The sequence below is a fragment of the Sphingopyxis sp. genome, assembly GCF_035250425.1.
In the GTDB taxonomy this organism is placed as follows: Bacteria; Pseudomonadota; Alphaproteobacteria; order Sphingomonadales; family Sphingomonadaceae; genus Sphingopyxis.
Map to the genome: position 1 here is coordinate 19207 of NZ_DATFFD010000095.1, position 13688 is coordinate 32894.

Sequence of the window (13688 nt, forward strand, 5' to 3'; positions counted from 1 at the left end):
AAACAGATGGCATTGCGTCGGTCGTTCGCCCCTTCCCTGATGCTGCTGTGCAGTTCGATGCTGCTGTCGGCATCGGTCGCCGCGAAGACGCCTGCCTACGACCTGATCATCCGCGGCGGGACGATCTACGACGGATCGGGCAAGCCGCCGGTCGTCGGTGACGTCGCGATCAAGGACGACCGCATCGTCGCGGTGGGCAAGGTCGACGGCACCGCGAAGACCGAGGTTGCGGCCAAGGGCATGGCGGTCGCGCCCGGCTTCATCAACATGCTGAGCTGGGCGACCGAGTCGCTGATCGCCGATCCCAAGAGCCAGAGCGACATAAGGCAGGGCGTCACGCTGGAGGTCATGGGCGAAGGCTGGTCGATGGGGCCGATGAACGCCACGATGAAGACCCTGGAAACCGAACGGCAGGGCGACATCAAATATCCGATCGAGTGGACCAGCCTCGGCGACTATCTCTCCTATCTGGAAAAGCGCGGCGTTTCGACCAATGTCGCGAGCTTCGTCGGCGCCGCGACGGTGCGCGTCCACGAGCTGGGCGAAGGCGATGTCGACCCGACGCCCGAACAGCTCGGCCGTATGCGCGCGCTGGTGAAGCAGGCGATGAACGATGGCGCGATGGGGGTCGGCAGCTCGATCATCTATGCGCCGGGCTCCTATGCCGAGACCGACGAGCTGGTCGCACTGACCAGCGAGGCCGCGAAATGCGGCGGGATGTATATCAGCCACATACGCTCCGAAGGCGACCGCATCGAGGAAGCCGTCGACGAACTGATCGACATTTCGCGCCGCTCGGGCGCGCCGGCCGAAATCTATCACCTCAAGATGGCGGGGCGCGGCAACTGGGGCAAGCTCGATACGATCGTGAAGAAGATCGAGGACGCGCGCGCCGAAGGGCTGAAGATCACGACCGACATGTACACCTATACCGCGGGCGCGACCGGGCTCGATGCCGCGATGCCGACGTGGGTGCAGGCGGGCGGGCTCGAAGAATGGATCAAGCGGCTGAAGGATCCCGCGATCCGCGCGCGCGTCGCCGCCGAGATGAAGCAGCCGGGCAGTGACTGGGAAAATCTCTATTTCGGCGCGGGCGCCGACAAGATGATCCTGTCGGGGTTCAAGAATGACGCGCTGAAACCGCTGACCGGCAAGACGCTCGCCGAGGTCGCCGCGATGCGCGGCAAATCGCCCGAGGAAACCGCGATGGACCTCGTCGCCGAGGACGGCTCGCGCGTCGGCACCGTCTATTTCCTGATGTCCGAGGATAATGTCCGCAAGCAGGTCCAGCTGCCGTGGATGAGCTTTGGCTCGGATGCCGCGTCGCAAGCGACCGAGGGCGTGTTCCTGAAATCGGGCTCGCACCCGCGCACCTATGGCAATTTCGCGCGGCTGCTCGGGCGTTACGTGCGCGACGAGAAGCTGATCCCGCTCGAACAGGCGGTGTATCGGCTCACCACCCTGCCCGCGACCAACCTGGGCATCAAGGATCGCGGGGCGCTCAAGCCCGGCTATTATGCCGACGTAGTCGTCTTTGATCCGGCGACGATCGGTGATCGATCGACCTTCGAAAAACCACACCAATATTCGGTCGGGATGCGCGATGTATTCGTCAATGGCGTCGGCGTGTTGCTGAACGGCGAGCATAGCGGCGCGACCCCGGGGCGCGCCGTGCGCGGCGCGGGCTTTAATCGCTGCAGCTAGGCGGCGAGCAGGCGCCGCTGTTCGGCGGGTGATTTGAACAGGAAATCATGCGGCAGACCGAGCCGGACGCTCGCCTGACAATGCGGCGCCGCGCGGTCGACATGCCGGTCGGCGAGCCGTCCGGCGAGCCGCAGCGCGGTGCGGTCGAGCCGCGTCAGATCATAACGCGGGCCGAGATCGAGCTTACGCCGGATATGCCCCGGAAGCAGCGACACCGACGCGCGCGCGATCGCACGGTGGAGGAAGCGCGGCACACCCGGGGCGGCGCGGCCCGACTGGATAATATCGAGAAATTCGAAGATGATCGGGTGCGGTTCGAAGCGCGGTTCGAGCTCGTCCATCATATCCATGAAGGCGGCGACCGTCGGCGGCGTATGCCGCGCACCGAACTCGCGCCCGATCGCGTCGCCATCGGCCATGAAGCGGTCCTTGTCGGCGTCGCTGACCCGGTGGACGAAGCGGTCATAGGCCATCAGGAAACCGTAGGATGCGGTCGCCGCGACCCAGTCGAGCAGCACGGGATCGAGCGCGCGATATTTGCCGCCGTCGGGGGTTTCGCCCTTCACCTTACCATGCAGGCGGTTCACCTGTCCGATGACGGCCTTCGCGCTGCTCGCCGGACCATAACAGGCGAGCATCGCGACCAGCCCGGTGCGGCGCGAGCGGCCGATAGGGTCGGCCTTGTAGGTCGAATGGTCCCATACCCCAGACCGGATTCGCGGCTCGGCGAATTCGAGCAGCACCGCGGCGATGCCGCCGATGCCCAGCGCGATCGGGTTCTTGTAGACGCGCCACTGGACGCTGTCGGGCGCGAGCAATGCGGGCTCGCCGACGGGCGCGGCGAAATCGATCGCCGTCCCCAGATATTCACTCTGCATCGGCGGGCGCACCACGCTGACTGCCTCCTTCAGAAATCATAACCCAAAGTCAGGCCATAGGTTCGCGGCTGGTTGGCGAAACGCACAACAACATTGGCATTGCTGGCGACCGCCGACCAATAATATTTGTCGAAGAGGTTTTTCGCCCATAGCGACACAGACCAGCCGCTTTCGTCCTTCAGGCCGAGGCTGGCGTTGACCGTGCCATAGGCGTCGACCTTGTAGAGATCGAGATCCTCGAAGATCGTGTTCGACTTGCTCTGGTAACGCGCGCTGACCGCACCCGTCAGGTTGACCGTATCGCTGACCAGCCTGTCATAGGCGAGCGTCAGGCTGCCCTGGAATTTGGGGCTGTAGATGAATTCGGCGCCGTCGAAATTCTGCGGCTGCCCCGCCGCATTGGTGCCGTTGTAGTCGTTGATCCGCGTCTTTAGATACAGCGCGTTGGCGGCGATCGTCAGCCCCGTCGCCGGGCGGATCGTCAGCTCGCCCTCCACCCCGTAAGCCTCGCTGTCGGGCACGTTATCCAGCCTCGACAGTGCGGTATAGATCGGATCGGCGAAATAGGTGCTGATCTGCTTGTCGCGATAATCATAATAGAAGGCCGAAAGATTAGCCTGCACCGCGCGGTCGGCGAGCGTCGCCTTCACGCCCACTTCATAGGCGGTCAGCTTTTCCTGCTTCACCGGCGCATTCTGGCGCGCGAGGTTCGCGGCGTTGATCGGCGTCGTCCCTGATTTATAACCGCGCGACACCGAGGCGTAGAGCAAGGTGTCGTCGTTCGGCGACCAGTCGAGCGCGACGCGCCACGCGACATTGTCTTCCTTGAGTAGCGACTGGACCTCGCCGAACGTGCCCGTCGCGGGGTCGAAGGTGTTGCACTGACCCTGCGAAATCGGCGGCGCGAGCACGCCATAGGTTTGCAGGTAGAGCGCGCGGTTCACGACATTGACGTTGGGCAGCATATTGCCATTGAAGTCGCGCGAACAGCCGTTGTAGCGCTGCTTGTCCTCGGTATAGCGCACCCCGACCGTGAGCTTGAGCTGGTCGGTCAATTCGGCGTCGGCGTTGGCAAATACACTCCACGTCTTCGTGCGGATGCGCCCGAAATCCTCATAGGTGCGGAAGGCTTGGCTGAGCTGCAGTGGTGTGTAGCCGCCCGAGTTGAAGATCGGGCTCGCGAGCAGCGGCGCGCCGGCGGCACGGATCAGCCCGACGTTCGCATTCTGTCCGAGCAAGGTCCGGTTGGAATCGATGATGCGGTCGTTCGCATAATAGCCCCCGACGAGCCAGTTCACCGCGCCCGCCTCGCCCTCGACATGCAATTCCTGCGCAAAGCTCTTGATCCGCCCGACGGTGTTCTGGAGCAAGATTTCGAACGGTGCACCGCTCCAGTCCGAGAGCGCGTTGCGCTTGAAGTCGTTATAGCTGGTGAGCGAAACGAGCTTCATTGTATCGCCCAGATCCTGATCCCAGCGCAGCTTCAGCCCCCAGAAACGATTATCCTCGGCGAGCGGGCCGTCGAGGCCGAGTCCGGTGCCGATATCGGCCGAACGGTTCGCCTCGGGCGCCCAGTCGGCTTGGCTCGCCTTGGTCGGGAAATTGTTCGCGAGGTAGGTCGCGAGCCCCGGTGCGTTGAAAAAGCGCGAGTTGCTGGTGCCGCCGACGGGGTTGGTCGCCGGGGTAAAACCGATCCCCTGCCCCGCAACGGTATCCGACCTGTTGCGCCACCACGTCACCGACAGGTCGAAATGCGTGCCCGGCGCCGGATCGATCGCGAGCGCGCCTCGGACACCCAATTTCTCGACCTCGCCAAGCCGTTCGTCGCGGGTATTGCTGACCTGCCAGCCCTTATCGCTATTCTCGCTGCGAAACGCGATGCGCGCGGCGATGCCTTCGCCGAGCGGACCCGAGATATGGCCGCCGATATTGTACGTCTGATAATTGCCGAGATCGGCCTTGATGCTGCCCTCGAAGCTGTCGGTCGGCTTGGCAGTGATGAAGTTGATCAGGCCGGCGGTGGTGTTGCGGCCATAGAGCGTGCCCTGCGGACCCTTGAGCACCTCGACGCGCTCGAGATCCATCACCGGGCCGGTGTTCATGATCGGATAGGCATAGGCGACTTCGTCGACGTAAGTACCGACGGTCGAGGTCGAGGAGAGGTTGATGGTGTTGAAGCCGATCCCGCGCAGCGTATAGGTCGGCACGCCCTGATAGCTTTGCGAAACGGTGAAGCTCGGCGCCACGGTGGTGAGGTCGCGCATGTCGGTGACGCGCAGATTTTCGAGCGTCGCGCCATCGACCGCCTGGATCGCCATGCCGACGTCGTTCATCGATTCGGCGCGGCGCTGCGCGGTGACGATGATGTCGCCTTCGGCCGCGACTGCATCGGCCGGCGCTTCCTCGGCGGCGAACGCCGGCACAGTCAGGGCGAGACCCATCGCGGAACCCGCGCCCAAGAAAATACGCATTGCCTTCATCACTCATCCTCCCTCAAACAGCTTGTCGCCGGGCTCGTCTTTGTGCGAGCGTCGCGCGAAGCCGGACCGTGCCAGAACATAGAATTGCGGCCGGCCGGACAAGCTGACACCTGTGTCAGGATAGCGGAGGGAAAAGCGGAGCATGGATCATCAGCGCGAATGCTGGGCAAAAATGCCCGCGCTGATCGCGGCGGTGCAGGCAGCGGGCGACGCGATCGGCCTGCCCTTCGTCGCGGCGCAGGCCGATCTTGGCGACCCCGAGCCGATGAGCGACGAGGAGGGCCGCCCCTATGCCGAAACCAGCTTTCACTGGGTCGACCCCAGCTATGCCTATTGGCGCGATCGCAAGTTGGCGCTGCAACTCGCTTTTTTGACCGCGGCGCGGCTCGTCGCCGAGCCCTTTTACTATAGCGACGGCCGCCTCGGCACTTGGCGCGCAACCCATTTGCTCGAAGCGGTCGACTGTTCGCAGGCCCGCAATACCCCCAATTTCGGCGAGGCGATCATCGCGCCGGTCCACCTGCCGCGCGGACTGGTCGGCGCGGTCTTCTGGTGCTCGCGCGAACCCGTCGGGGTCGAAGCACTGTTCACAAAACACGCCGGCGACTTGCATAATCTCGCGCTCAAACTCGTCGCGACGCACAATGAAGCACGCGACCGCCCGCGCAACGCCACCGTGCCGCAGACGCTGACCCGCCGCGAGGTCCAGTGCCTGCGCTGGGCGGCGGCGGGCAAGACCGATGGCGAGATCGGGATCATCCTGACGCTGTCGGTATCGACCGTGCGGTTCCACCTGCGCAACGCGGCGGCAAAGCTCGGCGCGACCGGGCGCGCGCAGTCGATCCAGATCGCCGCGGGACTCGGCTTCGTCGGCGCGCGCGCCGCCTGATGCAGGTGCCAGCTTGGCTCCGCCTTACCGCGACCTACAAGTCCGGGGCATGGACATGCTGAATGACCCGGCGCTCGCCGCCTTTCGCGATGAGGTTCTCGCCTTCCTGACCGCGAATTTGACCGACGACATCCGCCGGGGCGCCGCACGCGCGACGAGCGTCTTTATCGACCCCGACGTGTCGTTGCCCTGGCAGCGTATCCTGCACGCGCATGGCTGGGCAGCGCCCGATTGGCCCGCCGAATTTGGCGGCCCCGGCTGGAGCGAAATCGAACGCTATATCTTCGCCGCCGAATGCGCGCGCGCCGGCGCGCCCAACCTCGCGCCGATGGGGTTGAAGATGGTCGCGCCGGTGATCATGCATTATGGCAGCCCCGAACAGCGCGCCCATTATCTGCCGCGCATCCTGTCGGGCGAGGATTATTGGTGCCAGGGCTTTTCGGAGCCCGGCGCGGGGTCCGACCTTGCTGCGCTGCAACTGCGCGCGACCGCGGACGGTAGCGACTATATTCTCAACGGGTCGAAGATCTGGACGACGCACGCGCATTTCGCCAACCGCATGTTCGCGCTCGTCCGCACATCGAACGAAGGCAAGCCGCAGGCGGGGATCAGCTTCCTGCTGCTCGACATGGCGACGCCGGGGATCATAGTCGAGCCGATCCGTACGCTCGCGGGCGATCATGAGTTCAATCAGGTGTTCTTCGACGACGTCCGCGTCCCGCAGGCAAACCGGCTGGGCGGCGAGAATGAGGGCTGGTCGGTCGCGAAACATCTGCTGACCTTCGAGCGCGGCGGCAAATATGCGCCGGGACTGATCGGACGGCTCGAACGGCTGCGCGCCCGCGATGACATCGACCCGGTGCTGCGCGCGCAGCTCGACCGCGAGGCGGTGACGCTGAAGGCGCTGCAGGCGCTCGAGATGAAGGCCATGCGCGGCGTTGGCGGCAGCCCGGCGCTCTATGCCTCGGCGCTCAAGATACTGGGCACCGAAACCGCGCAGCGTATCGACACGCTTGCGTGCGAAATCGCGGGCCACGCCGCGTGGGCCGACGCCGACGGGCAGACGCCCGCCGACCTCGCGGTCGCGGTGCCACGCTATCTCAACGACCGCGCGGCGACCATTTACGCAGGATCGAACGAGATCCAGCGCGACCTGATCGCAAGGACGATGCTCGGTTAGGCAGCCGCCTCGGCAAAGCGGGCAAGATGACCGGCGCGCGGACCGAATGCCGCCGCAATCGCGAGCGCGCGCTTGAAATGGCCGCCGAGGCTGAGCTCTTCGGTCAGCCCCATCGCGCCGTGAATCTGCACCGCGCTCTCGCCGACGCGGCGCACCGCGTCGCCGACCTCGATGCAGGCGGCGCTGACCGCCTGTGCGCGGTCGGCGCGATCCCGATCGACCGCGAGGATCGCTTCCTCGGTCAGCGCCGTCGCCTTCATCGCCGCGAGTTGCATGTCGGCGGCGCGGTGACGCAGCGACTGGAAGCGGCCGATCGCCGTGCCGAACTGCTTGCGCTGGCCGAGATAATCGATGCTGTCGGCAATCATTCGCCGCATCAGGCCGGCCGCTTCGGCGCAGCGCGCCGCAAGGATCAGGTCGTTCGCATAGTCGGCCCACAGCCGCGCGGCGTCACCGCTCGCGAGCAAAGTGGTGTCGCCGGGCTTGAGCGTGAAGGCAAGGTCTGCCGAGACGCTGCCGTCGTGCATGATGCGATGCCGCTGTTCGACCTTGTCGCCATCGGCGGGGATGAGCAGCAACGCCTCGTCGCTCGCGAGGAGGAGCAAATCGGCTTCGGCCGCCCCTGCAACCAGTGCCGCGCTGCCGCGAGCCAGCTCGCCATCGACGACGGGCATCGCCGCGGTCGAAGCCGTGCAGACGATGGCGATACGGCGGCGGCCCACCGCGAGATCAGCCAGCGCCGGATGATCGGGTACGACCCGCGCCAGCAACGCCGTCGCCGCGACGTGCGAAAGCCAGTCGGCGCCCGCGAGTGCCGGCCCCAGCTCGGCCATGACGACGGCAATATCGATCGGACCGCCGCCAAAACCGCCAACGCTTTCGGGAAGCGCGATCCCGGCTAGCCCGAGCGACTCCGAAAGCTCGCGCCAGCTGGGCCGCGCATTGTCGGCGAGGAAGCGCTGGATGCTATCGCGCAGCATCTGTTGCTCATCCGAAAGCGGCAGGTCGAGTTCGGCCATGTCAGGTCGCCGGCCCGGCTATATATATGTGCGTCATTTGCTCTCCCGCACCTGTCCTGCAACTTGCCGCGCCGCGGGTCTAGCTGATTGGCGTAACAGGTCGGGCAGCATCGGCGCACGCCGTATACTTAGTATTAAAACTATTGCATGGCGCCGCATGCACAGGGCGATACGAGTCGAAGATAAGATGCACGGGCGGCGAGCGGCATGAATCCGATCTGGCTTCCCGCCTCGCTGTTCGGCGGCCTGTTCCAGGCGTGGCGCACCGCGCTCCAGCAGCGGCTTCGCGCCGAGCTCAGTGTCAGCGGCGCGGGGCTGGTGCGCTATCTCTATGGCCTGCCCTTCGCCCTCGCCTTCGCCGCGATCTGGCTGACGATCGGGCACGAAGCGGTCCCCGCGTTCGGGACCGCTTTCGCGGGCTTCGCCCTCGCGGGCGCGGTCACGCAGATGGCGGGGACGATCCTGCTGATCATGGCGTTCGGGCATCGCGGCTTCGTCGTCGGCACCGCCTTTTCGAAGACCGAGGCGGTGCAGGCGGCGCTCGTCACGGCGCTGTTCCTCGGCGAGCGGCTGCCGCTGCTCGCATGGATCGGGATCGTTGCGGGGGTGGTGGGCGTGCTGGTGCTCGCGCTGGCGGGACGCGGGGTTTCGGCGCGCGAGATATGGCGGGCGCTGGGTCAGCCTGCCGCGCTTTGCGGGCTGGGTGCGGGGGCGATGTTCGCACTCGCGGCGATTGCGGTGAAGCTCGCAACTGCCGAACTCGATGGCGTCGACCTGATCGGATCGGCGCTCGTCACCCTCGTGGTCGTGATGGCGATCCAGACCGGACTGCACCTTCTATGGGTCGCGCTGCGTGATCGGGACACGCTTCGCTCGGTCTTCCGGACGTGGCGCAATTCGAGCCAGGTCGGGCTGCTGTCGGCGCTCGGTTCGGCATGCTGGTATATCGGCTTCGCGGCGGCGCCCGCGGCGTTGGTGCGCATCGTCGGACAGGTCGAGGTCGTCTTTACGATCGGCTTCGCGCATTTCTATCTGCGCGAGCCGGTGCGCTGGCACGAGATCGTCGGGCTGCTGCTCGTCGTCGCCGGCGTGGCGATGGCGCTGCTCGCGACCTTTTAGGGAAAGGCGGGCGCCTTGCTGACCATCGCCGGGAGCGGACGGCCCATCACGCCCGTAAGCCATCCGGCCGCCTCGACGACCTGCGGCAGCGTGATACCCGTTTCGACGCCGCTCTTTTCGAGCATGTAGATCACATCCTCCGTCGCGACATTGCCCGCCGCCCCGGGTGCGAAGGGACAACCGCCGAGCCCGCCGAGCGAGGCGTCGACGGTGGCCGCGCCTTCGTTCACCGCCGCCCAGACATTCGCGATGCCGGTGCCGCGTGTATTATGGAAATGGACGCGCACCGGCAGGTCGCCGACCGCTTCGCGCACGAGTCCCACCATCTCGGAAACCTGCGCGGGCACACCGACGCCGATCGTATCGGCGAGTGCTATTTCGCGCGGGTTCGCGTCGGCGGCGCGCTTCGCCATCTCGACGACGCGGTCGATCGCGACGTGGCCCTCGAACGGACAGCCAAAGGCGGTCGCGATCGTGATCTGTCCGCCGCGTCCGGCGGCCTTCGCCAGCGCGACGATCTCCATCGCGGCTGCGAGCGATTCGTCCGAACTCTGCCCCTGATTGCGGATGCCGAAACTGTCGCTCGTCACGCACACCGCACCCAATTCGTCGATGCGCCCAGTCGCCAGCGCGCGCTCGGCGCCGCGGCGATTGAGCACGAGCCCGATATAGGTCACATCGTCGCGCCCCGGCAGCATCGCCACCAGCTCCTCGGCGTCGGCGAGCTGCGGCACCTTCTTCGGGTTGACGAAGCTCGTCACCTCGATACGGCGGACACCATAATCGATCGCACGGCGGATCAGCGCCAGCTTGTCGGCGGTCGAAACGATCGCCGCTTCATTTTGCAGCCCGTCGCGCGGGCCGACCTCGACCAGTTCCACAGCATGATTTTTCAACATCTTGCGTCCCGATTATCCCGAGTCATTTAGCAGGTTGAAAATTACATAGCATTCTAAGTATACAAAGACCATGGGCGAGGCAGGTCGTCTTACCAGAGTCGGCCGCGAAAGGAACGATATGAGCGAGACGGGCAGCGGGGGCGCGCTGGAAGGCATCAGGGTGGTCGAGATGGGGCAGCTGATCGCCGGTCCCTTCTGCGGCCAGCTCCTCGGCGACATGGGCGCCGAGATCGTCAAGCTCGAATCGCCGGGGACCGGCGACCAGATGCGCAACTGGGGCCAGGGCGACAAACCGAGTTGGTGGCGCGTGATCGCGCGCAACAAATATTCGGTCGCGGTCGACCTGCGCTCGGAAGAAGGTCAGGCGCTCGCGCGCGAGCTGATCGCCAAGGCCGACATACTGATCGAAAATTTCCGTCCGGGCACGCTCGAGAAATGGAACCTCGACCCCGCCGAATTGCGCAAGACCAACCCCGGACTGATCGTCGTGCGCGTGTCGGGTTACGGTCAAACCGGCCCCTACTCCGCACGCGCGGGTTTCGGCGGCATCGGCGAGGCGATGGGCGGCTGGCGCGGCATCGTCGGCTATCCCGACCTGCCGCCCGCGCGCATGGGGGTATCGATCGGCGACACGCTCGCCGCGACCTATGGCTGCATGGGCGCGCTCGCGGCGCTTCACCATCGCAGCAAGACGGGCGAAGGCCAGATCGTCGATTCCGCGCTCTATGAAGCGGTGCTGCAGGTGATGGAATCGACCGTGTCCGACTATTCGGCGAGCGGCACCAAGCGCCGCCGCACCGGATCGACCCTGCCCGCGATCGCGCCGTCGAACGTCTATCCGTGCAAGGATGGCGAATATCTGATCGGCGCCAATCAGGACGGCGTCTTCGCGCGCCTTGCCGCCGCGATGGGCCAGCCTGAACTCGCCAGCGACGAGCGTTATGCGACGCACCGCGCGCGCGGGATGCGGCAGGAGGAGCTCGACGCGCTGATCGGCGAATGGACGAGCGCACTGACGATCGCCGAACTCGAAGCGAAGATGGTCGAGGCGGGAGTTCCCGCCGGCCGCGTCTTCGATGCCGAGGACATGATGAGCGACCCGCATTTCGCCGCGCGCGATGCATTGGTGACGGTTGCCGATAAGGAATTTGGCGAGGTCACGATGCAGGGCGTGTTTCCGAAACTGTCGGCGACACCGGGCAGCGTCCGCCGCCCGGCCCCGCTGACGGTCGGGCAGGATAGCGCCGACGTGCTGAAACGCTGGCTCGGACGGGAGGCCTGACGCGATGATCACGCTCTATGGCGGCCCCACCCCCAATGCGCGCAAGATCGCGATCGCGCTCCTCGAAATGGAGCTCGAATGGCGGCTCGAATATATCGACATTCTCGCGGGCGACCAGCTCACCCCCGAGTTCCTCGCGCTCAACCCGAACAACAAGACGCCGGTGATCGTCGACGACGACGGTCCCGAAGGGCCGGGCTTCGTGCTTTGGGAAACCGGCGCGATCCTGCTCTATCTCGCCGAAAAGAGCGGGCGTTTCCTGCCCGCCGATCCGGTGAAGCGCGCGATCTGCTGGCAATGGCTGATGTTCCAGGTGTCGGGCGTCGGCCCGATGTTCGGGCAGGAAGCGCATTTCACGCACTACGCGAAGGATCGGCATGAATATGCGATCACCCGCTACAGCCGCGAGGTCGACCGGCTGATGATGGTGATCGACAAGCGCCTCGGCGACGCCCCCTGGCTCGCGGGCGAGGATTATACGATCGCCGACATGGCGACCCTGCCCTATCTGCGGCGTCAGCTGATCGAAAAGGCCGGGCGCTTCCCGAATGTCGATCGCTGGGGCGCGGCGATGCTCGAACGCCCGGCGGTCGCCGAAGGGATGACGGTCGGCGTCGCGCGCGCCGAGACGATCGAGGGCGGCCTCACCGGCTTCACCGACGAGCATCGCGCGATCCTGTGGGGCGACCGTCAGCACGCGAAGCGCTGAGACGGTCGGCAAAGCGGGCAAGCGGTTGACGGCTATGGGGCGGTGAGCTGCCATCACCCATCTTCGTCATCCCCGCGAAGGCGGGAACCCAGAGCGTCCGTCGGCTGACCTGCCCTGGGTTCCCGCTTTCGCGGGAATGACGAGGTATTAGAAGCGGGGCGTCCGCCTCCGGTCGAAAGCAAACGCTCGGCCGATCCCTTGGCTTCAATCACCCTTCACTGCCGCATGGTTGGCGTCGCCGAACATGTTCGACCATTGCTTGTCGTCGAGCTTTTGGTGTCGCCCGATATATTTCGCCGGCGCCTTCAGATCTTCGCGCGCCATCGCCCGCGCGACAGCCGGGCGCTCGCGGATCCGTTCGAACCATGCGTGCATCGCGGGCCATTCGTCGAGCCCCATGCCCATGACGAACGCCGACGCCCGGCCTGGCCAGATTGCCATGTCGGCAATGCTATAATCGTCACCCGCGACATAGGCGCTCTTCTCCAGCCGCTTTTCGAGCACGGTCAGCAGGCGCTTCAATTCCTTCGTATAGCGTTCGACCGCATAATCCTGTCCCGCCGGGGCATAGCGCAGGAAATGGCTCGCCTGCCCGCCCATCGGTCCGAGACCTGCGACCTGCCAGGTTAGCCACGACAGCGTGGCCGCGCGTGCTGCGCCCGACGCGGGCAGGAAGCGCCCGCTCTTCTCGGCGAGATATTGCAGGATCGCGCCCGACTCGAATATGATGATCGGGTCACCTCCGCCTGCCGGATTCTGATCGACGATCGCCGGCAGTTTGTGATTCGGGTTGATCCGTCCGAACGCGGCGGTCAGCTGGTCGCCGTCGAAAATATCATACGGAATGACGCGATAAGGCTCGCCGGTTTCCTCGAGCATGATCGCGATCTTCTGCCCGTTCGGCGTCGCCGAATAATGAAGGTCGATCATCTCACAGCACCTCGTGGATCACATGGCGCACGCCGAAATCGGTGCGCTCGCCGACGCCCACCGCCAGCACGCCATTGAGCCAGCCATATTTCGCGCTCGCGGTTTCGAACACCGGCGCGATTCGCAGATAGTATCGCGACGCGTCGGCGTCGGGGACAGCCGGATCGGCGAAGGTCGCACGCACATCGTCGGGAATGATGTTGCGTCCGGTATAGCTCAGATAGATGAGGTCGCCGTCGTCGGTCTGCCACACCGCGCGCGCGTCGAACGTGCCGACCGAAGCATCGTCGCCAAGCCGCCCGCCGCGCGACCAGTTGCCACCGCCCGGCAACACTATGCCATTGATGCGCGGCCCGAAAAATCGGCCGCCGCTGATATAGCCGAGCCGCTGATCGCCGAAGGGCGACGCGCCGATGCCGATGATCCCGCCCCCGACCTCGAACTCGACGGTGCACAGATGACGCGTCGCCAATGCGACCGGTGCCGTTTGCCTATTTTCTTCGTTCATGATGCGAATCCTCTTCCTGCCTATGGACAAGCATAAAACCATTAGTATACTAAGGGTCAATCAGATTGACGGATCGGAAGGCTTTCCGGGA

Annotated in this window: 12 protein-coding genes; 6 read left to right on the forward strand and 6 right to left on the reverse strand. The window is 65.3% G+C overall.

Annotated features, from left to right (window positions below):
* Positions 1-6: 6 nt before the first annotated feature.
* The gene (locus VJ811_RS05620; RefSeq protein ID WP_324071287.1) at positions 7-1704 is read left to right on the forward strand and encodes a D-aminoacylase; all 1698 of its coding nucleotides are present in this window, start codon (positions 7-9) and stop codon (positions 1702-1704) included.
* Here the strand turns inward: VJ811_RS05620 and VJ811_RS05625 are convergent.
* Together VJ811_RS05625 and VJ811_RS05630 are read right to left on the reverse strand one after the other, a co-directional pair.
* On the reverse strand, positions 1701-2597 hold the full coding sequence (locus VJ811_RS05625) for an oxygenase MpaB family protein (protein WP_324071288.1): 897 nt from the start codon (positions 2595-2597) through the stop codon (positions 1701-1703). The genes VJ811_RS05620 and VJ811_RS05625 overlap by 4 nt on opposite strands.
* 14 nt (positions 2598-2611) lie before the next feature.
* The gene (locus VJ811_RS05630) at positions 2612-5053 is read right to left on the reverse strand and encodes a TonB-dependent receptor (protein WP_324071289.1); all 2442 of its coding nucleotides are present in this window, start codon (positions 5051-5053) and stop codon (positions 2612-2614) included.
* 151 nt (positions 5054-5204) lie between these two features.
* Here VJ811_RS05630 and VJ811_RS05635 point away from each other — a divergent pair, with 151 nt between their 5' ends.
* Positions 5205-5951 carry a helix-turn-helix transcriptional regulator gene (locus VJ811_RS05635; protein ID WP_324071290.1) on the forward strand — a complete coding sequence of 249 codons (747 nt, stop codon included), beginning with the start codon at positions 5205-5207 and terminating at the stop codon, positions 5949-5951.
* 49 nt (positions 5952-6000) lie between these two features.
* Entirely contained in the window at positions 6001-7131 is a 1131-nt protein-coding gene (locus VJ811_RS05640; RefSeq protein ID WP_324071291.1) for an acyl-CoA dehydrogenase family protein, read from the forward strand.
* Here VJ811_RS05640 and VJ811_RS05645 read toward each other — a convergent pair.
* Entirely contained in the window at positions 7128-8150 is a 1023-nt protein-coding gene (locus tag VJ811_RS05645; RefSeq protein WP_324071292.1) for an acyl-CoA dehydrogenase family protein, read from the reverse strand. The two genes, VJ811_RS05640 and VJ811_RS05645, sit on opposite strands and share 4 nt — an antisense overlap.
* 207 nt (positions 8151-8357) lie before the next feature.
* On the opposite strand from VJ811_RS05645, the gene VJ811_RS05650 reads away from it, so the two are divergent.
* Positions 8358-9269: a DMT family transporter gene (locus VJ811_RS05650; RefSeq protein ID WP_324071293.1), complete on the forward strand. Its 912-nt coding sequence runs from the start codon at positions 8358-8360 to the stop codon at positions 9267-9269.
* Here VJ811_RS05650 and VJ811_RS05655 read toward each other — a convergent pair.
* The gene (locus VJ811_RS05655; RefSeq protein WP_324071294.1) at positions 9266-10168 is read right to left on the reverse strand and encodes a hydroxymethylglutaryl-CoA lyase; all 903 of its coding nucleotides are present in this window, start codon (positions 10166-10168) and stop codon (positions 9266-9268) included. The two genes, VJ811_RS05650 and VJ811_RS05655, sit on opposite strands and share 4 nt — an antisense overlap.
* Before the next feature lie 118 nt (positions 10169-10286).
* On the opposite strand from VJ811_RS05655, the gene VJ811_RS05660 reads away from it, so the two are divergent.
* Positions 10287-11450, forward strand: a complete 1164-nt coding sequence (locus tag VJ811_RS05660; RefSeq protein WP_324071295.1) for a CoA transferase — start codon at positions 10287-10289, stop codon at positions 11448-11450.
* 4 nt (positions 11451-11454) lie between these two features.
* A complete protein-coding gene (locus tag VJ811_RS05665; RefSeq protein WP_324071296.1) occupies positions 11455-12159 on the forward strand; it encodes a glutathione S-transferase family protein in 705 nt (234 codons plus the stop codon).
* 204 nt (positions 12160-12363) lie between these two features.
* On the opposite strand, the gene VJ811_RS05670 is transcribed toward VJ811_RS05665, so the two are convergent.
* A complete protein-coding gene (locus VJ811_RS05670; RefSeq protein WP_324071297.1) occupies positions 12364-13089 on the reverse strand; it encodes a glutathione binding-like protein in 726 nt (241 codons plus the stop codon).
* 1 nt (position 13090) lies between these two features.
* Positions 13091-13597 carry a DUF3237 domain-containing protein gene (locus VJ811_RS05675; RefSeq protein WP_324071298.1) on the reverse strand — a complete coding sequence of 169 codons (507 nt, stop codon included), beginning with the start codon at positions 13595-13597 and terminating at the stop codon, positions 13091-13093.
* Positions 13598-13688: the final 91 nt, after the last annotated feature.

Excerpts from the sequence above, each read along its gene's own strand:
- VJ811_RS05620 (WP_324071287.1), top strand. The coding sequence starts at position 7 with ATGGCATTGCGTCGGTCGTTCGCCCCTTCCCTGATGCTGCTGTGCAGT.
- VJ811_RS05630 (WP_324071289.1), bottom strand. The coding sequence starts at position 5,053 with ATGCGTATTTTCTTGGGCGCGGGTTCCGCGATGGGTCTCGCCCTGACT.
- VJ811_RS05635 (WP_324071290.1), top strand. The coding sequence starts at position 5,205 with ATGGATCATCAGCGCGAATGCTGGGCAAAAATGCCCGCGCTGATCGCG.
- VJ811_RS05640 (WP_324071291.1), top strand. The coding sequence starts at position 6,001 with ATGGACATGCTGAATGACCCGGCGCTCGCCGCCTTTCGCGATGAGGTT.
- VJ811_RS05645 (WP_324071292.1), bottom strand. The coding sequence starts at position 8,150 with ATGGCCGAACTCGACCTGCCGCTTTCGGATGAGCAACAGATGCTGCGC.
- VJ811_RS05650 (WP_324071293.1), top strand. The coding sequence starts at position 8,358 with ATGAATCCGATCTGGCTTCCCGCCTCGCTGTTCGGCGGCCTGTTCCAG.
- VJ811_RS05655 (WP_324071294.1), bottom strand. The coding sequence starts at position 10,168 with ATGTTGAAAAATCATGCTGTGGAACTGGTCGAGGTCGGCCCGCGCGAC.
- VJ811_RS05660 (WP_324071295.1), top strand. The coding sequence starts at position 10,287 with ATGAGCGAGACGGGCAGCGGGGGCGCGCTGGAAGGCATCAGGGTGGTC.
- VJ811_RS05665 (WP_324071296.1), top strand. The coding sequence starts at position 11,455 with ATGATCACGCTCTATGGCGGCCCCACCCCCAATGCGCGCAAGATCGCG.
- VJ811_RS05670 (WP_324071297.1), bottom strand. The coding sequence starts at position 13,089 with ATGATCGACCTTCATTATTCGGCGACGCCGAACGGGCAGAAGATCGCG.
- VJ811_RS05675 (WP_324071298.1), bottom strand. The coding sequence starts at position 13,597 with ATGAACGAAGAAAATAGGCAAACGGCACCGGTCGCATTGGCGACGCGT.